General features: G+C 71.1%; 12 protein-coding genes. 7 read left to right on the top strand and 5 right to left on the bottom strand.

The genetic code is table 11. The features are described 5' to 3' along the window. Positions 1–33: 33 nt before the first annotated feature. Both EFJ44_RS13140 and EFJ44_RS13135 read left to right on the top strand, forming a co-directional pair. The gene (locus tag EFJ44_RS13140) at positions 34–2286 is read left to right on the top strand and encodes a S9 family peptidase (RefSeq protein ID WP_125257687.1); all 2253 of its coding nucleotides are present in this window, start codon (positions 34–36) and stop codon (positions 2284–2286) included. Positions 2287–2393: 107 nt separating this feature from the next. Then, positions 2394–3908, top strand: coding sequence for an amidase (locus EFJ44_RS13135; RefSeq protein ID WP_241209808.1), 1515 nt, complete (start codon positions 2394–2396; stop codon positions 3906–3908). Here EFJ44_RS13135 and EFJ44_RS13130 read toward each other — a convergent pair. Both EFJ44_RS13130 and EFJ44_RS13125 read right to left on the bottom strand, forming a co-directional pair. Beyond that, the gene (locus EFJ44_RS13130) at positions 3875–4570 is read right to left on the bottom strand and encodes a response regulator (protein WP_125257686.1); all 696 of its coding nucleotides are present in this window, start codon (positions 4568–4570) and stop codon (positions 3875–3877) included. The genes EFJ44_RS13135 and EFJ44_RS13130 overlap by 34 nt on opposite strands. Further along, a complete protein-coding gene (locus EFJ44_RS13125) occupies positions 4567–6036 on the bottom strand; it encodes a DUF4118 domain-containing protein (protein ID WP_164511924.1) in 1470 nt (489 codons plus the stop codon). The genes EFJ44_RS13130 and EFJ44_RS13125 overlap by 4 nt, the downstream gene beginning before the upstream one ends. 108 nt (positions 6037–6144) lie before the next feature. Between EFJ44_RS13125 and pal the strand changes: the two genes are divergently transcribed. Both pal and EFJ44_RS13115 read left to right on the top strand, forming a co-directional pair. Then, positions 6145–6699: a peptidoglycan-associated lipoprotein Pal gene (gene pal, locus EFJ44_RS13120; protein WP_125257684.1), complete on the top strand. Its 555-nt coding sequence runs from the start codon at positions 6145–6147 to the stop codon at positions 6697–6699. 187 nt (positions 6700–6886) lie between these two features. Next, complete coding sequence (locus tag EFJ44_RS13115) at positions 6887–7198, top strand: EF-hand domain-containing protein (RefSeq protein ID WP_164511923.1); 312 nt, start codon at positions 6887–6889, stop codon at positions 7196–7198. Between the two features lie 76 nt (positions 7199–7274). On the opposite strand, the gene lepB is transcribed toward EFJ44_RS13115, so the two are convergent. The 3 genes from lepB to EFJ44_RS13100 form a co-directional block, all read right to left on the bottom strand. Next, entirely contained in the window at positions 7275–8018 is a 744-nt protein-coding gene (gene lepB, locus EFJ44_RS13110) for a signal peptidase I (RefSeq protein WP_125257682.1), read from the bottom strand. A gap of 79 nt (positions 8019–8097) precedes the next feature. Continuing rightward, a complete protein-coding gene (locus EFJ44_RS13105) occupies positions 8098–9432 on the bottom strand; it encodes a sigma-54-dependent transcriptional regulator (protein WP_125257681.1) in 1335 nt (444 codons plus the stop codon). Next, on the bottom strand, positions 9429–11225 hold the full coding sequence (locus tag EFJ44_RS13100) for a sensor histidine kinase (RefSeq protein WP_125257680.1): 1797 nt from the start codon (positions 11223–11225) through the stop codon (positions 9429–9431). Before EFJ44_RS13100 ends, EFJ44_RS13105 begins: the two co-directional genes overlap by 4 nt. A gap of 246 nt (positions 11226–11471) precedes the next feature. Here EFJ44_RS13100 and EFJ44_RS13095 point away from each other — a divergent pair, with 246 nt between their 5' ends. Genes EFJ44_RS13095 through EFJ44_RS13085 form a run of 3 tightly spaced genes read left to right on the top strand, consistent with a single transcriptional unit; the run spans position 11472 to position 17223 of the window. After that, complete coding sequence (locus EFJ44_RS13095) at positions 11472–12824, top strand: dicarboxylate/amino acid:cation symporter (protein ID WP_206426924.1); 1353 nt, start codon at positions 11472–11474, stop codon at positions 12822–12824. Between the two features lie 36 nt (positions 12825–12860). After that, a complete protein-coding gene (locus tag EFJ44_RS13090; protein ID WP_125257678.1) occupies positions 12861–15914 on the top strand; it encodes a TonB-dependent receptor plug domain-containing protein in 3054 nt (1017 codons plus the stop codon). Then, positions 15895–17223 (top strand): hypothetical protein, encoded by a 1329-nt coding sequence (locus EFJ44_RS13085; protein WP_125257677.1) that lies wholly within the window; start codon positions 15895–15897, stop codon positions 17221–17223. Before EFJ44_RS13090 ends, EFJ44_RS13085 begins: the two co-directional genes overlap by 20 nt. Position 17224: the final 1 nt, after the last annotated feature.

The following is a 17224-nucleotide window of genomic DNA, read 5'->3' as shown; positions in this document are numbered from 1 at the left end:
CGCGGGCGGAATCTGCCTCTAGCGTCCGGCCTCATGCGCAATCTGCTTCTGGCTTCGGCCCTTTCGCTCATCGTCGTCGTGCCGGCCGCGGCCCAGGACGCGACCGATCCTTCCATCCTCACGGTGGAGCGCGTCTTCGCCAATCCGTCGCTGGCCGGGCCGGTGGCGCGGGGCGTCAGCCTGTCGCCGGACGGCGAGCTGGTGGCCTTCCTGCGTTCGCGGGAAGACGACGTGAACGTGCAGGACCTGTGGGCCATGCCGACCGGCGGCGGCGCGCCGTTCAAGCTGATCGACGCGCGGGCGCTGGTTCCGGACGCCGGCGAGCTGTCGGAAGCGGAGATCGCGCGCCGCGAGCGCATGCGCATCTCGGCGCGCGGCGTCGTGGAGTATTCCTGGGACGAGCAGGGCCGCTACATCCTGGCCCCGCTGGAGGGCGACGTCTTTCTGGCGGAACGGGAAGGCGGAGCGGTGCGTCGGCTCACCGAGACCGAGGCTGACGAGATCGACGCCAAGGTCTCGCCGCGCGGCAACTACGTGTCGTGGGTGAGGGATCAGGATCTGGTCGTCTACGACCTGGCCGCCGGCGCGGAGCAGGCGGTCACCACCGACGGCGACGGCCTGATCACCTGGGCGACGGCGGAGTTCATCGCCCAGGAGGAGATGGACCGGGACACCGGCTACTGGTGGAGCCCGGACGAGCGCTTCATCGCCCTGCAGCGCACGGACGAGTCGACCGTGGACGTGATCCCGCGTCTGGACATCTCGGGCGGCGGGGCGACGGTGGTCGAGCAGCGCTATCCGCGCGCCGGCCGACCGAACGCCGTCGTCGACCTGTACGTGCACGACCGCACGACGGGGCAGCGGATCAAGGTCGATCTGGGCGCCAACGCGGACGTCTATCTGGCGCGGGTCAACTGGTCGGCCGACGGCAAGACCCTGTACGTCCAGCGCCAGTCGCGGGACCAGAAGACGCTGGACCTGATCGCCGTGGATCCGACCACCGGACAGGGGCGGGTCATCGCGACCCAGACGTCGGAGGCCTGGGTGCCGCTGACGCACGACTTCAAGGCGCTGGCCGATGGAACCTTCATCTGGTCCAGCGAGGAGAGCGGGTGGAAGCACCTGTATCTGCATCGCGCGGACGGGCGGCGCATCCGGGCGATCACCTCTGGCGACTATGCGGTGACCGGCCTGAACGCCGTGGACGAGCGGACCGGCACGGTCTTCTTCACGGCCTCGATGCGCGACGGGAAGGAATATCCGATCGAGCAGCAGCTGTTCAGCGTCAGCCTGCGGCGTCCGGGCCGCCCCGCCGAGATCACGCCGCGAGGCGGCTGGTGGAGCGCCTCGGTCAACCGCACGGGCACGGCCTACGTCGGCAACTATCAGGACGAAGACACCCCGCCGCAGTCGGCGCTGTATTCGATCGACGGCCAGCGTCTGGCCTGGATCGAGGAGAACCGGCTGGACGAGACCCACCCCTTCTGGCCGTACAACGCCCGCCAGCGCGATCCGGAATTCGGCACGCTGCAGAGCCATGGCGAGACCCTGCACTGGCAGATGTCGACGCCGCCGGGCTTCGATCCGTCGAAGCGGTATCCGGTGGTCATGCAGGTGTACGGCGGCCCGTCGGGCGGCGGGGTGAAGCGCGGCTGGCCGTCGGCGACGACCCAGCTGCTGACCGAGGCGGGCTACGTCGTCTTCCGGCTGGACAATCGGGGCGAAGGCTATCGCTCGGCGCGGTTCAAGCAGGCGCTGCACCTGAAGATGGGCCAGCCGGAGATCGAGGATCAGGTGCTGGCCGCCGACTATCTGCGCAGCCTGCCGTTCATCGACGACGACCGGATCGCGGCGATGGGCTGGAGCTACGGCGGGTTCATGACCCTGCACATGCTGACCGAGCCGAAGATGGGGCTGGCGGCCGCCATCTCGGGCGCGCCGGTGACGGACTGGAGCCTGTACGACACCCACTACACCGAGCGGTTCATGTCGACGCCGCAAGCCAATCCGGAGGGCTACGCCGCGTCCGACATCCTGGACCAGCTGCCGCTGATGACCGGCCGGCTGCTGCTGATGCACGGCATGGCCGACGACAACGTGATCTTCGAAAACACCACCCGCGTGCTGAACGCCCTGCAGGAAAAGAGCCTCCCGTTCGAGACCATGCTCTATCCCGGCCAGCGCCACGGCATCCGGGGCAATGAGCGGGGGCTGCACCAATGGCGGACGTATCTGGACTTCCTCGACCGCACGATCGGCTCAAGGTCGCCGGCCGCGCAGGACTGATCGCAGCGGGGCTGGTTGCCCTGACCCTGGGTGGGTGCATCAGCGTCGAAGTCACGCGGACGGAGAGCCCGCCGTCGCCTGCAGCGGCCCCGGCATGGGCGAACGACGTGTCGGCGCCGTCCGGCATGACGGTGGTTCAGGCGCGGTCGTTCGGAACCGACGCGGTGCGCCGCCGGGCCGTCACGTCCACGGCGCTGAGCGACGTTGCGCGCATCGATCGCGGCATGCCGGACGTCGCGCCGCAGAGCGTGATCCGGCTCAGCGAAACGGCGCTCGATGAGGCCGGCGCGGCGCACGAGGGAAGCGCGCTGGGCGGCGTGCCCATCCTCCTGAAAGACAACATCGAGGCCGCCGGGATGCCGACGACGGCGGGGTCGCTGGCGCTGGCCAACAACGCCCCCGGCAGGGACGCGCCGATCGTGACGCGGCTGCGGGACGCCGGCGCCGTCATCCTCGGCAAGACCAATCTGTCGGAGTGGGCCAACATCCGGTCGTCGCAGTCGATCAGCGGCTGGAGCGCGGTCGGGGGGCAGACGCGCAATCCGTATGATCCGGGGCGGACGCCCTGCGGCTCGTCGTCGGGCAGCGCGGTGGCGGTCGCGGCGGGGCTGGCGCCGGCGGCGATCGGCACGGAGACGGACGGGTCGATCACCTGCCCGGCCTCGGTGACGGGTATCGTCGGGTTCAAGCCGACGGTGGGTCTGGTGTCGCGCACCCACATCGTGCCGATCAGCCATTCGCAGGACACCGCCGGACCGATGACGCGGACGGTGGAGGACGCCGCCATCGTGCTGGGCGTCATCGCCGGGACCGACCCGCTGGACGCCGCGACGGCGGAGGCGGACGGGCGCAAGGTGGACTATCGCGCGGCGCTGGACGCGGGTTCGCTGAGGGGCGCGCGGATCGGGGTGATGCGGTTCCTGCTGCCGTCCTATTCGGAAGAGACGCGAGCCGAGTTCGAGCGGACGCTGGGGGTGCTGGAGGCCGCGGGCGCCGTGCTGGTCGACATCCCGGAAGGGCCGGACATGGCCACCATCGGGCGGTTGGAGTTCACCGTGCTGATGGTCGAGCTGAAGCACGACCTGAACCTGTATCTGGCCTCGACCGATCCGGCGCAGGTGAAGACCCGGACGCTGGCCGACGTGATCGCCTTCAACGCCGCAGAGCCACGCGAGACGGTGCTGTTCGGACAGGACCTGTTCGAGCGGGCCGAGGCGACGAAGGGGCTGGACGATCCGGAGTACGTGGCGGCCCGAGCTGACTCTTTGCGCATGGCGGGGCCGGAGGGGATCGACCGGATGATGGCCGAGCATCAGGTGATCGCCCTGATCGCGCCGACGACCTCGCGCGCCTGGACCAACGATCCGGAAGACGAGGACCGCATGCAGGGCTCGGCCAGCCGGCTGGCGGCGGTGGCGGGCTATCCGCACCTGACGGTGCCGATGGGTCTGGACCGGGGCATGCCCGTGGGCCTGAGCTTCATCGGCGGCAAGTGGGAGGATGCGCGCATCCTGTCGCTGGGCCACGCCTACGAGCGCGTTCGCGGACCGATGACGCGCCCCGCCGGGAACGACGGTGCACTGATCCTTCAGCCGCCGGGCGGCGGCTCGATCATGCGGTAGCCCAGTCCCTGTTCCGTCAGGATGATGCGGGGCCGTGCGGGATTGCGCTCGATCTTCTGGCGCAGCTGGCCGACGAGGACGCGGATCGACTGCGCGTCCACGGCCTCCTCGCCGCCCCAGACGGCGGCGGCGATCTGGCGGTGGGTGACGACCCGGCCGGCGTGGCGGGCGAGGGCCCGGGCGAGGTCGTACTCGCGCGGGGTCAGGTGGACCGGCTCGTCCTCGATCCAGACGCGGCGGGTCGAGAAGTCGATGGTCAGGCCGCCGGCGGAAAACCGGGACTGGGTGGCGAAGCGGCGGTCGCGGCCGCGCAGGGCGGCGCGCAGCCGGGCCAGCAGCTCGCCCGCCGCGAAGGGCTTGTTGACGTAGTCGTCGGCGCCGAGGTCCAGGGCGGCGATCTTCTCGTCCTCCAGATGGCGCGCGCTGAGGACGAGGATGGGGGCTTCCGACCATTCGCGGACGCGGCGGATGACGTCCTTGCCGTCCATGTCGGGCAGGCCGAGGTCCAGCAGGATGACGTCGAAGCCGTCGCCGGCCAGCGCCTCCAGCGCCCCCGCTCCGGTCGAAACGTCGGCGACGTGGTAGCCCTCGGCGTCGAGCGCCGGGCGCAGGGCGCGGACGATGTGGGCCTCGTCCTCGACCAGCAGGACGCGGGCGCTCATGCCGCCTCCGCCGCGCGCAGGGTGACGCCCGCGCGCAGGCCGCGTCGGCCGTCCTGGCCGCGGGCGAAGTCGAGGGCCCCGCCCATGGCCTCGACGAAGCCCTTGACCACCGCGAGGCCGATGCCGGCGCCGGTCGCGCCGGGCGGGCGCCGACGCCCCCGATGGAATTTGCGTCCGAGATCGGCCAGTTCGTCGTCTTCCACGCCGGGACCGTCGTCCTCGATCAAGAGGATGACGGCGTCGCCCTCGCGCCGGGTGCGGACCTCCACGCGGACGCCGTCGCCGCCATGGTTCAGGGCGTTGTCCAGCAGGTTGAACACCGCCTGCTCGAGCAGCTTGCCGTCGGCCAGCACCGGCGGCGCGGCGTCCAGGGCGTCGGCGTGGACGGCGGTCTCGGCCCGGGCGGGCAGGCGGCGGACGGCGGCGTCGACCACCTCGGAGAGGGACGTCGGCTCCAGACGCGGCGCCACCTGTCCGGCCTGGATGCGCGACAGGTCCAGCAGGCGCTCGACGTAGCGGTTCAGGCGGTCGGCCTCGTGCACGATCACGCCGGCGAGGTCGTCGCGCGTCTTCAGGTCGAAGCGGTCGCCGTACTCCTGAAGGCTGGACGCCGAGGCCAGGACTGTGGCCAGCGGCGTGCGCAGATCGTGGGAGATGGAGCTGAGGATGGCGTCACGCAGGCGCCCGGCGCGGGCCTCGGCCTCCAGTCCGGTCCGGACGTCCACCAGATGGATGCGGTTCACGGCGGCCGAGGCGAGATCGATCATGAGGGCGCAGAGCCGGTCCTGCCGGGCCGCGTCGGCCCCTGCCGCGGCGCCGGGCCGCCAGGCCGCGACGAGGGCCGATGGGTCCCGCGACAGGGCGCGGGAGCGCCAGCCGGCGGGCGGGGGCGCATCCGCGACCACGGCGTCCCCGCCGACGATCGCGCTCAGTCGGCTCTGCAGATCCAGCGCCACGGCGTCCACGTCCACCGCGTCGCCGAAGGCGCGACTGGCCTCCAGCAGGGCGTCCGTCTCGTCGGCGCGCATCCGGGCCTGACGTTCGCTGTCCCGAACCCGGCCGGCGAGGCCGCCGATGGACAGGGCCACGATCAGGAAGGCCGCGAGAGTCAGCAGATCCTCGGCGCCCACGAGACGGAAGGTGAAGCGCGGCTCCACCAGGCTGAAGTTGTAGGCGGCGAAGGCGAGGAAGGCGGCGAAGACGCCCGGTCGTCGGCCGAACAGCAGGGCGCAGACGATCACCGAGCCGAGGAAGAAGATGGCCAGCCGCGTCAGGTCGACCAGCTGATACAGCAGGACGGCGACGATCGTGCCGACCAGCACCACCCCGGTCGCGGCCGCGAACTGGGCCACCGGGCCCAGCCGGACGTCCGACCGTTCAAGCAGCCATGCGAACCCCCGGCCGACGCCTTTGGGCGTCGGGGTCGGGGAGGCGGCGGGGATCGGGTCGCGCGCTGGCCGGGACACCCGCAGAGACTTGCCCCGCCCCGACGCCGATGGCGAGAGGCATAAAAATCCCATCATTGAGCCGGGTCCCGTCCGCCGCCATCAAGGCGGGGAACCGAGAGGACTCTCATGATCCAGTTGCGCGCGTCGCGTCCGTCCCGCTCCCAGATCCTGGCCGCCGTGGCGATGCTGGCCATGGCCTCGACAGCCGCCTGCGCGCGCCGAGCCGAGCCGGCGGCGGGGCCGGGCGGACTGCCCACCCGGAGCTCCGACTCCGGCACGGTGACGGCGCCGACGGGGACGGTGTCCGGGGCCGTTCCGGGCAGCGCCGACGACTTCCGCGTCAATGTGGCGGACCGGATCTATTTCGACCTGGACAGCCACCAGATCCGCGCCGACGCCCTGCCGCGACTGGACGCCCAGGCGGCGTGGCTGCGCCGCTATCCCGACGTGCGGATCCGCATCGAGGGCAACGCCGACGAGCGCGGCACGCGCGAATACAACATCGCGCTGGGCTCGCGTCGGGCCGAAGCCGTCCGGAGTCATCTGATCGCCGCGGGGATCGCCGCTTCGCGCATCGAGGTCATCAGCTACGGGAAGGAGCGGCCGATCGCCCCGGGCTCGACCGAGGCCGCCCATGCCCAGAACCGCAACGCCCACACCGTCGTCACCGGCGGGCGCTGAGCGAGGAACCTCGCGGTCGGGGTTCGCCACATCCCCTGAGGAGGATCCCGGACGCGAAAACGAGGCCCGCCGTCGCCCAATCGACGGCGGGCCCTTTTTTGCCCGGCGGGCGAGAAGCTTGCCGCGATTTCACTGGCGTGGCGGGCGCTCGCGGGGTGAGATGCGGGCTCTGCGAGGAGATCCCGCCATGCGCGCGCCGAAGAAGTCAGAGACGCTTGAGGTTCGCCTGCCGTTCGAGACGAAGACGGCGTTCATGGCCCTGTGTCGGGCGCGTGGACGCTCGGCCAGCGACGCAGTGCGCGGTTTCATCGAGGCGGAGATCGGGGCGCGGGGCCGGCTGAAGGGCTGGCCCACGGCGGTCGCGGCGGCGGCGGGACTGGCGCTGGGGGCGATGGCGGCGCCGACGCTGGCGCAGGCGGACGCACGGTCGGACGCGGCGTTCGAACGGCTGGACGCGAACGGCGACGGCGTGGTCAGCAAGGCCGAGTTCGCGCGCTGATCCGCCTGGACACCCCTGGACGATCCGGCTGCACAATCCTGGAGACCGCATGGACCGTGTCCAGGGGTGCTGACCCTCAGCGGATGGACATGAACCAGCGCCCCTGAAGGTTCAGCCAGGTCCACGGCTTCCACAGCGAGGCGCCCGGCTTCCACGAGGCGACGACGACCTCGGCGCGGCCGATCAGGTTGCGGGCGGGCAGGAAGCCGACGCCGACCTCGGACGACCAGCGTCCGTCCAGAGAGTTGTCGCGATTGTCGCCAAGAACGAGGTAGCTGCCCTCGGGCACGGCGATCACGGGCGTGTCGTCGCCGGGCGCGCCCGGGCCGAAGTCGTGGATGGTCCAGCGGCGAGCACCGTCCGGCGCGGTCTCGCGGAGACGGGTCACGGGGCGGCCGGGATCCGAAGCGCTGCGGCCGGGGCCCAGCGAGGTCTGCGCGAAGGGCAGGCCATTGACGAAGACCCGACCGGCGCGGACCTGCACGCGATCGCCGGGCAGGCCGATGACGCGCTTGATCCACGGCTCGTCCGGCCTCAGCGGGTGGCGGAAGACGACGACGTCGCCGCGCGCCGGGTGGCGCCCGAACAGCCGGTCCTCGCCGAGGGGCGGGTTCATGGGCAGGGAGGCGCCGGACCAGCCGTAGGCCCATTTCGACACCACCAGATAGTCGCCCTCGATCAGTCCGGGCTCCATCGAGGCCGAGGGGATGGTGAAGGGCTGATACGCGACCGAGGTCCAGGTGACGGCGAGGGCGAGGCCGAAGGCGACGACGCGGGCGGTTTCGACCAGTTCATGGCGGAGAGAGGCGGGCTGGGTCATGGGTACAGTCGAGCCGCCTTCCCATGCGGGGGCCAGCGAAGCCGTGTCCGGACGTGGCCGGAATCGTGTCCGGACAGGATCAGCGCCGCGCGGCGGGGCGGTGCTCGGCCGGCTGGATGCCGAGGCGGGCCATCTTGTCGTAGAGCGTCTTGCGCGGGATGCGCAGGGCCTCGGTCACGCGCTTCATGTCGCCGGCATGGGCGGACAGGGCTTCGCGGATGAGCTCCGCCTCGTAGCGGGCGACGCGGTCGACCAGACCGGGCTCGTCCCCGGACGGCGTGCGTGACGGGCGCAGGCCCAGCGCCACCTCGTTGGCGTAGTTCGAAAGCTCGCGCAGGTTGCCGGGCCAGTCGTGGTCCAGCAGTCGGCGGCGCACGGCGTCGTCGATCGCGGGCAGGGGGCGCTCCAGCCGTGCGGCGGCGCGGGACAGGAAGCGGGCGAAGAGCAGGGGCACGTCCTCGCGCCGCTCACGCAGCGGCGGCACGCGCAGGCGCACGACGTTCAGGCGCCAGAACAGGTCCTCGCGCAGGTCGCCGCGCGCGACGGCCTGGGCGGGATCGCCCTTGGCGGCGGCGAGGACGCGCAGATCGAGGGCGCGCGGTTCGGCGGCGCCCAGCGGCAGCACCTCGCGTTCCTCCAGCACCCGCAGCAGCAGCAGTTGAACGGCGCGAGGCGCAAGGTCGACCTCGTCGAGGAACAGGGTGCCCCGATGCGACTGTTCGATGCGGCCCTCGCGGCGGCGCAGCAGGCCCGAGCCGACGCTGGACTCCTGTCCCATCAGCCGCGCCTCGGCGTCCTCGGCGGGCAGGGCGGCGCACGGCACGGCGACGAAGGGCCGGTGGCGGCGGCGACCGGCGGCGTGGATGGCGCGGGCGACCGCCTCCTTGCCCGAGCCGGTCTCGCCCTCGATCAACACGTCGACCTCGGCGGCGGCCAGTTCGCGCACGGCGGCGCGCAGGGTGGTGGAGGCGGGGCTCTCTCCGCTGAGGGGGATTGAGTCCTCGGTCTCGGCGGCGAGCGCCGTGAGCCGACGGTTGTCGAGCACGAGGGCGCGCTTCTCCAGCGCCCGGCCGAGCGTCTCGATCAGGCGCTCGGAGGCGAACGGCTTGGTCAGAAAATCGTAGGCGCCGCGCTTCATGGCCTCGACCGCGTCGGCGACGTCGCCGTGGCCGGTCATGAGGACGACGGGCAGGTCGGGGTCGAGGGCGGACAGGCGCTCGGCCAACTGGCGGCCGTCCATCCCGGGCATACGCAGGTCGCTGACCACCACGCCGTCGTAGTCCGCGCTCAGGGCCTTCAGGGCGGCCTCCGCCGAGGGGAAGGCGGCGACGTCGAAGTCGGCGAGCGTCAGGCGTTCGGACAGCGCCGCGCGGAACGCGTCGTCGTCTTCCACCAGGGCGACGCGGCGGCTCATTTCGCCCTCGCAAGGACGATGCGGAAGGCGGCGCCCTTCGCCGTTGCCTCGTGGGTCAGTTCGCCGCCGAACCCGGCGACGATGTCGCGGCTGATGACCAGACCGAGCCCCACTCCGTCCGGCTTGTCGGTGGTGAAGGGCGTGAACAGACGGTCGCGCACCTCCGGCGACAGGCCGGGGCCGTCGTCGGCGACGCGGAGCACGACCTTGCGGCCCTCGGGGCGGGCGACGACCTCGATGCGGCCCGGGCCGTTCAGCGCCTCGGCCGCGTTCTGCAGAAGGTTCAGGACGACCTGTTCGAGGCGGTTGCGTTCGGCCTTCACCGACAGGCCGGCCGAAACGTCGAGGCGGACCTCCACCCCCTGCTCGCGCAGCCGGGGCGAGACCAGCAGCAGGGCGCCCTCGACCGCACGGGCGACGTCGACGGCGACGACTTCGGAGCGGGTCTTACGGGAGAAGGCGCGCAGTTCCTCGGTGATCGCTCCGACGCGTTCGGTCAGGCGGCCGATGGCGTCGAGCGAGCGGGCCGCCGCGTCCGGATCGGCGCGGGTCAGGTATTGGCCCGCGACGTCGGCATGGGTGCGGATGGCGGCCATGGGCTGATTGATCTCGTGCGCCACGCCGGCGACGACCTGCCCCAGCGTGGCCAGCTTGTTGGCCTGGACCAGCTTGTCCTCGAGGTCCTGACGGTCGCGTTCGAGCCGCCGGCGCTCGTCGATCTCGCGGCGCAGTCGGCCGTTGGCCTCGCTGAGCTCGGCGGTGCGCTCGCCGACCAGCTGCTCCAGACGGGCGCGGGCCTCCTCCTCCTCCACGGCGCGGGCGGCGGCGCGCTGGCGACGACGCAGGACGACGCCGGAGAGAGCGGCCATGAGGGCCGTGGCGAGCGCAGCCAGGACGAGGGCCGCGCCGACCGCGCGGGAGAGGGTCTGGTCCGCGGGCTCCAGCAGGTGCAGGGTCCAGTCCAGGCCGGGAATGGCCTCCGCGGCATGGGCGTAGCTGCCGGGCGGGACGTCGCGCGTCGGGCGCACCAGCCCGGACGCGGGCACGTCGAAGGGGAAGGCGCCGGTGTCCGCGCCGGCGGTCTGCGCCTCGACCAGGGTGCGGCGACGTTCGGGGGTCAGCGGGCGGGTGGCGCGGAAGCGCCAGTCGGGCACGGTGGTGATCAGCACGACGCCCGAGGAATCCGTTACCCACGTCGGCTCTCCGGCGCGCCGCCACATGGCCTCGAGCTCGTCGAACTCGACCTTGGCGACGATGACGCCGACCAGCCGGCCGGCCGCGTCCTCGATGCGGCGCGAGAGGTAGAGGCCGGGGCGGCCGCTGACGGTGCCGAGGGCGAAGAAGGCCGCCTCTCCGTCGCGGACCGCATCCAGGTAGTAGGGCCGAAAACGGTAGTTGGAGCCGACGAAACTGATCGGCTCGCGCCAGTTGGAAGAGGCGAGCGCCGTGCCGTCGGCGTCCAGAACATAGAGGACGGCGGCGCGCACCTCGCGGGCAAGGGACTCCAGCTTCAGGTTGGCGGCGTCGCGGCGCGCGGCGGTCGGCACCATGACCAGGGTCTTGAGATCGGGATCGGCGGCGAGGACGGAGGGGACGGCCCGCACGCGCTCCAGTTCGCTGCGCAGAACGGCGCCGTGGAGGGCGGCGGCGGTCGCGGCCTGCCGGTCGACCGATTGTCGGGCGTCGCGCCGCGCCAGCCAGCCGGCCCCGACCACGGCGAGGACCGCGACGACGACCCAGGCGGCGGCGAAAAGGCGCCACTGGGCGGTCTGGCTGAGCGGGGGGCGGGTCATGGCGGCATTAGGGCGGAAATCCGCACGATTGGCGAGGGCTGTGTGCGGAATTCCGCACAACCGGCGGGCCTGCGGCGGGCGTGGTGAGATGGATTTCCTCGCAGAATCCGTGGGATGGTCCGTCAGCGGGAAATTTTCGCTCCGGCGCAAGTCATCGCCGAAACTGGCCCTTCGAGATCCCGCGTCAGACGGGGCCGAGCGTAAGGGGCGGGCCGAGAGCCCGCCGGGAGGAAGAGGATCGTGCTGATCACCACCGACGGCGGAGCCGCGCCCGGCGCGCGCAGGCCGATCTACAGGACGCTCTATTTCTGGGTGCTGTTCGCCATCGTGGCGGGCGGCCTCGTCGGGCATTTCTTCCCCGAGACCGGCGAGAGCCTGAAGCCTCTGGGAGACGGCTTCATCAAGCTGGTGAAGATGATCATCGCCCCGGTGATCTTCCTGACCATCGTCATCGGCATCGCCGGCATGCGCGACCTGAAGCGCATCGGCCGGGTCGCGGCCAAGGCGTTCGCCTATTTCCTGTTCTTCTCGACGCTGGCGCTGATCGTCGGCCTCGTCATCGCCAATGTGGTGCAGCCTGGCCGCGGGCTGAACATCGATCCGGCGACGCTGGATGCCGGCGCAGTGGCGGGCTACGCCGCCGCGGCGCACGAGACGACCATTCAGGGCTTCCTGCTGGGGATCATCCCGACGACCCTGGTCAGCGCCTTCGTCGAGGGCAACATCCTGCAGACGCTGTTCGTGGCGATCCTGTTCGGCGTGGCTCTCGCGCTGGTCGGCGATGTCGGCGCGCCGGTGCAGCGCGCGCTGGAGGCGCTGAGCCAGGTCGTGTTCCGGCTGGTGGCCATCCTGATGAAGGCGGCCCCGGTCGGGGCCTTCGGCGCCTTCGCGTTCACCATCGGGGCGTACGGCATCGGGGCCATCGCCAATCTGGCGGCGCTGATCGCCACCTTCTACCTGACCTCGCTGATCTTCGTGCTGGGCATCCTGGGCCTGGTGGCCTGGGCCAACGGCTTCTCGATCTTCCGGCTGATCGCCTATCTGAAGGAAGAGCTGCTGCTGGTGCTGGGCACCTCGTCGTCCGAGGCGGCGCTGCCCAGCCTGATGCAGAAGATGGAACGCGCCGGGGCCTCCAAGTCGGTCGTCGGCCTGGTCGTGCCCACCGGCTACTCGTTCAATCTGGACGGCACCAACATCTACATGACCATGGCGGCCCTGTTCATCGCCCAGGCGATGAACATCGAGCTGACGCTGTGGCAGCAGATCACCTTGCTGCTGGTCGCCATGCTGAGCTCCAAGGGCGCGGCGGGGATCACGGGCGCGGGCTTCATCACCCTGGCGGCGACGCTGGCGGTGGTGCCCGACGTGCCCGTCGCGGGCATGGCGCTGATCCTCGGCATCGACCGCTTCATGAGCGAGTGCCGGGCCCTGACCAACTTCACGGGCAACGCCGTGGCCACCTTGGTGGTCGCGCGCTGGGAGGGCGAGCTGGACGAGTCGGCCATGCGCTCGGCGCTGGCGGCGAAGCCGAAGGGTCTGGCCGCGCGGCCCGATCCGGCGGCCGGTCCGGGCGACGACAAGGTTCTGACGGCCGACTGAGTGCGGCTGACACACGAGGCTTCGGGGAGGAAGACGATGAGACATACGCGACGCAATCGCCTGCTGGGCGGCGCGGCCATGACGGCGGCGCTGGCCTTCGCCGGGGCCGCCATGGCCCAGGACGCCGCGCCCGGCGCGCAGGACCCCGAGGTCACCGAGGTCGACGACATCGTCGTGGTCGGTTCCAACATCCGCGGCGCCCGCACGACGGCGGCCCTGCCCGTCGTGGTCGTGGACGAGGCCCAGGTCGACGCCACGGGCGCGGTTTCGGGAGACGAGCTGATGCGCACGATCCCTCAGATGGGCGACGTGCTGTTCGACAGCTCCAACAACCCGCAGACCTCGAACGCGGCCCGGGGCGACGTGAACTCGGTCAACCTGCGCTCGCTCGGGGTCGGCAACACCCTGGTCCTTCTGAACGGCCGTCGGGTGGTGCAGCACCCGACCAGCCAGGGCACTTCGGACACCGGCACGGTGCCGGTGCTGAGCTACAACTCCAACGCCATTCCCGTGGCCGGCCTGCGCCGGACCGAGATCCTGCTGGACGGCGCGGCGGCCATCTACGGCGCCGACGCCGTGGCGGGCGTGGTCAACACCGTGCTGCGCGACAACTACGAAGGCCTGACCATCAGCGCGCGGTACGGCGGAGCCGAAGGCACCAGCATGGGGGAGCTGGACGTCAACCTGTTCGCGGGAAAGAATTTCGACCGGGGCAATCTGTCGGTATTCGTCAACTACACCGACCGCACGGCGCTGCTGGCGTCGGACCAGGAGTTCACGCAGAGCGACGATCTGCGCGGTCTGTTCGCGGAGTATCCCGATTTCGCCGGTGTGACCGCGCTGGACGGCCGTTCGTCGAACACGCCGTGGGCGCGTCTGAGCGTCGGCGCCCGGCCGACCATCCGCTCGAACGGCACGGCGGTGACCAACAGCTCGGGCCAGTTCCGCTTCCAGCCGTCGGCCTTCGGCTGCGGCGTGAACGTGGGCGGCGGGGTGTGCATCTCCAGCGGCAACCACAACTTCAACACCGTCAATCGCGAGATGCGCTACGACACGCGCTTCGGCACGACGGTGCGGCCGACGGTGGAGCGGCTGAACGTCTACTTCACCGGGACCTATGAGCTGGACGGCGGGGTCGAGGCGTTCAGCGAGGTCGGCTTCTACGCGGCCGAGAGCCGCGCGGTGCAGCCGCCGGTGGTGAACCTCAACCAGATCTGGATCCCGGCCAGCAACTACTGGAACCCGTTCGGGCCGGTGACCTTCGCAGACGGGAGCGCCAACCCGAACCGGCTGCCGGGCCTGACGGGCGTGCCGGCCGGCGGTCTGCCCGTGCTGATGACCAACTATCGCTACGTCGACGCCGGCTTCCAGGAGGTGAAGGTCGAGAACTATCAGTCGCGCTTCCTCGGCGGATTGCGCGGCGAATGGGGCAGCTACGACTGGGAGACGGCGCTGTTGTATTCCGAGGCCGAGGCCGAGGACACGTCGCCTAACGTCAACATGACCCTGCTGCAGCAGCAGCTGGCCCTGTCGACCCCCGACGCCTACAACCCGTTCGGCGGCGGCTGCGTGGACACCACCAGCTGGGGCGACTGCAACCCCAGCTCGCAGGCGGCCATCGACGCCGTGACCTTCGACCTGAAGCGGATCTCACGCACGACGTTGACGATGGCGGACTTCAAGCTGTCGCGGGCCGACATGTTCCAGCTGCCGGCCGGCCCCGTGGGCATGGCCTTCGGTCTGGAGGTTCGCCGCGAGACCCAGAGCGACGACCGCGACGAGAACCTCGACGGCACCTTCACCTTCACCGACATGGTGACGGGCGCGACCAACCTGTCGAATGTGGCGGCGGTCAGCCCGAACCCGGACACGGAGGGAAGCCGCACCGTGGGCTCGGCCTACGTCGAGTTCGCCGTGCCGCTGGTGTCGCCGGAGATGGGCGTGCCCCTGATCCATTCCCTGGACGTGCAGGTCGCGGGGCGGCTGGAGCACTATTCGGACTTCGGCTCGGTCACGAGCCCGAAGATCGCCATGGCGTGGGACGTGGTCGACGGGGTGCGGGTGCGGGCCTCCTATTCGGAGGGCTTCCGCGCCCCGAACCTGGAACAGACCAACGCCACCCAGTACGCGCGTCTGGCCAGCGGCGTGGACTACGTGCGCTGCGAGGCGGACCTGAGGGCGGGACGCATCTCGAACTTCAGCCAGTGCTCGCACAACACCTCGGGCCTGTCTCTGCTGGTGGCCGGCAATCCGGACCTGGAGCCGGAGACGAGCGTGAATCAGTCCTATGGTCTGGTGTTCCAGCCGACGTTCATCCCGCCGGAGTTCGGAAGTTTCACCTTCACGGTCGACCGCTGGAAGATCGAGCAGGAGGACATCGTCGGCCTGCTGGGCGTCCAGACGGCGTTGGCCCTGGACTACTACGAGCGCGTGAACGGCGGCGAGAATCCGCTGGTGAACCGCGATCCGGTGACGCCGGACGACCTGCTGCTGTTCGCCGGCACCGGGCTGACGCCGGTCGGGGAGGCGACGTCGGTCAACGACCGCTTCATCAACCTGCAGCCGCAGACCGTGTCGGGCCTCGACCTGGGCGCCTACTGGTCGATCGAGGACACGCCGCTGGGCGGGTTCGACGTCAGCGTGAACGCCACAAGGCTCGAGGAATTCACGCGTGATCCTGGGCCGATCGTGAACATGCTGTTCGAGGCGCGGGCCAACGGCGAGATCAACGCCGGAACCACCCTGCCGGACCCGTCGGACCTGATCGGCCAGAACGGCCGGCCGGAGTGGAAGGTGTCGAGCAGCGTGACCTGGACCGCCGGATCCTGGCGCGTCGGCGCCTCTGGCCAGTACGTCAGCGGCTTCGAGCAGCCGGGGCTGCTGGGCGCCTCCGGAGAGCCGTGGCAGGTGGAGTCGCAGACGGTGTACAATCTGTACGGCCAGTACGAGTTCCCCGACACCACCCGGATCCGGCTGGGCGTGCGCGACCTGACGGACGAGGGCCCGCCGCTGGCCGACGGCGGCTATCGAGGCTCCGTGCACCAGCCGTGGGGCCGCTACTGGTACGTCAATGTCCGGCGTTCGTTCTGATCCGAAGCCCCTGACGGAAGTCCGGGCCGCCCTGTGCGGCCTGGGCGCCGCCGTGGCGGTCCTGGGCGCGTGCGCGCCCGTGGGGGCGTCGCCGTCCCCTCCGGCCGACGCCCCCACCCCCATCGACTGTCCCCGGTCGGTCGCCCGCGAGGCGCGCTGCTTCACCTTGAAGGATGAGGCCGGCGCCTGGCTGGTGATCGCCATGCCGGTCGACTGGAACGGCCGGCTGATCGTGCACGCCCACGGCGGGCCGCGCACGGGCGAACCGGCCGCGGAGGACGGGCTGGAGGATCTGGACCGGTTCGCGGTGATGGTGCGGCGCGGCTATGCCTGGATCGGCTCGACCTATCGCCGGCCCGGCTACGGCGTGCGCTCCGCGGCCGAGGACGTCGAGCGCAGCCGGAAGGTCTTCTGGAGCCTGCATGGGCGGCCGGCGATGACGCTGCTGCACGGGCAATCGTGGGGCGGCAACGTCGCGGCCAAGACGGCCGAGCTGTACGGCCGTCAGGCCGACGGGTCCCTGACCTACGACGGCGTGCTCCTGACCAACGGCGTCGTCAACGGCGGAACGCGGGCCTATCAGTTCCGGGCCGATCTGAGGGCGGTGTACCAGTATTTCTGCGGCAACCATCCGGCGCCGTCGGACCCGCAGTATCCGGTCTGGCAGGGGCTGCCGGCGGGGGCGGCGATGACGCGCGCCGAGCTGCGGAGGCGGGTGGTGGCCTGCACCGGGATCGGCCTTTCGGCAAGGGACCGGACGGCGGCGCAGACGCAGCGGAAGCGGCAGATTCTGGCCGTGACCGGGCTGCAGGAAGACGAGCTGATCGCGCACCTGACCTGGGCGACCTTCCTGTTCCAGGATCTGGTGCAGGTGCGGCTGGGCGGGCGCAATCCGTTCGACAACTCGACGCGCGTCTATTCCGGATCCGACGACGACGCGGCCCTGAACGCGGGCGTCGAGCGGTTCACGGCGGACCCCGAGGCGGTGGCGAGGCTGGCCCACGACGCCGACCTGACCGGGGCCATCCTGGCGCCGACCCTGACGGTGCACGCCCTGCACGATCCCACGGTCTTCCATTCGGCGGAGGCGGTCTATGCCGAGACGGTGCGGGCGGCCGGCAAGTCCGACCTGCTGGTGCAGGTGACGACCGACGAGGACCAGCACAGCAGGCTGGAGGATGCGACCTATCTGACGGCGCTGATCGCTCTGGAGGAGTGGATCGGAACGGGGGTTCGGCCGGACGCGGGCGGTTTTCAGGCCCGGTGCGAGGCGCTGGGACTTAAGCCCTGCCGGTTCATTGTCCGCTGAG

Origin of the sequence: Brevundimonas fluminis (assembly GCF_003934285.1) — a bacterium.
GTDB lineage: Bacteria > Pseudomonadota > Alphaproteobacteria > Caulobacterales > Caulobacteraceae > Brevundimonas > Brevundimonas fluminis.
Note: the sequence above shows the minus strand (reverse complement) of the source record. Positions and strands in the feature narration are given on the sequence as shown.

Coding starts and splice junctions, on each gene's coding strand:
- EFJ44_RS13140 (WP_125257687.1), top strand. CDS start 34: ATGCGCAATCTGCTTCTGGCTTCGGCCCTTTCGCTCATCGTCGTCGTG.
- EFJ44_RS13130 (WP_125257686.1), bottom strand. CDS start 4,570: ATGAGCGCCCGCGTCCTGCTGGTCGAGGACGAGGCCCACATCGTCCGC.
- pal (WP_125257684.1), top strand. CDS start 6,145: ATGATCCAGTTGCGCGCGTCGCGTCCGTCCCGCTCCCAGATCCTGGCC.
- EFJ44_RS13115 (WP_164511923.1), top strand. CDS start 6,887: ATGCGCGCGCCGAAGAAGTCAGAGACGCTTGAGGTTCGCCTGCCGTTC.
- lepB (WP_125257682.1), bottom strand. CDS start 8,018: ATGACCCAGCCCGCCTCTCTCCGCCATGAACTGGTCGAAACCGCCCGC.
- EFJ44_RS13105 (WP_125257681.1), bottom strand. CDS start 9,432: ATGAGCCGCCGCGTCGCCCTGGTGGAAGACGACGACGCGTTCCGCGCG.
- EFJ44_RS13100 (WP_125257680.1), bottom strand. CDS start 11,225: ATGACCCGCCCCCCGCTCAGCCAGACCGCCCAGTGGCGCCTTTTCGCC.
- EFJ44_RS13090 (WP_125257678.1), top strand. CDS start 12,861: ATGAGACATACGCGACGCAATCGCCTGCTGGGCGGCGCGGCCATGACG.
- EFJ44_RS13085 (WP_125257677.1), top strand. CDS start 15,895: ATGTCCGGCGTTCGTTCTGATCCGAAGCCCCTGACGGAAGTCCGGGCC.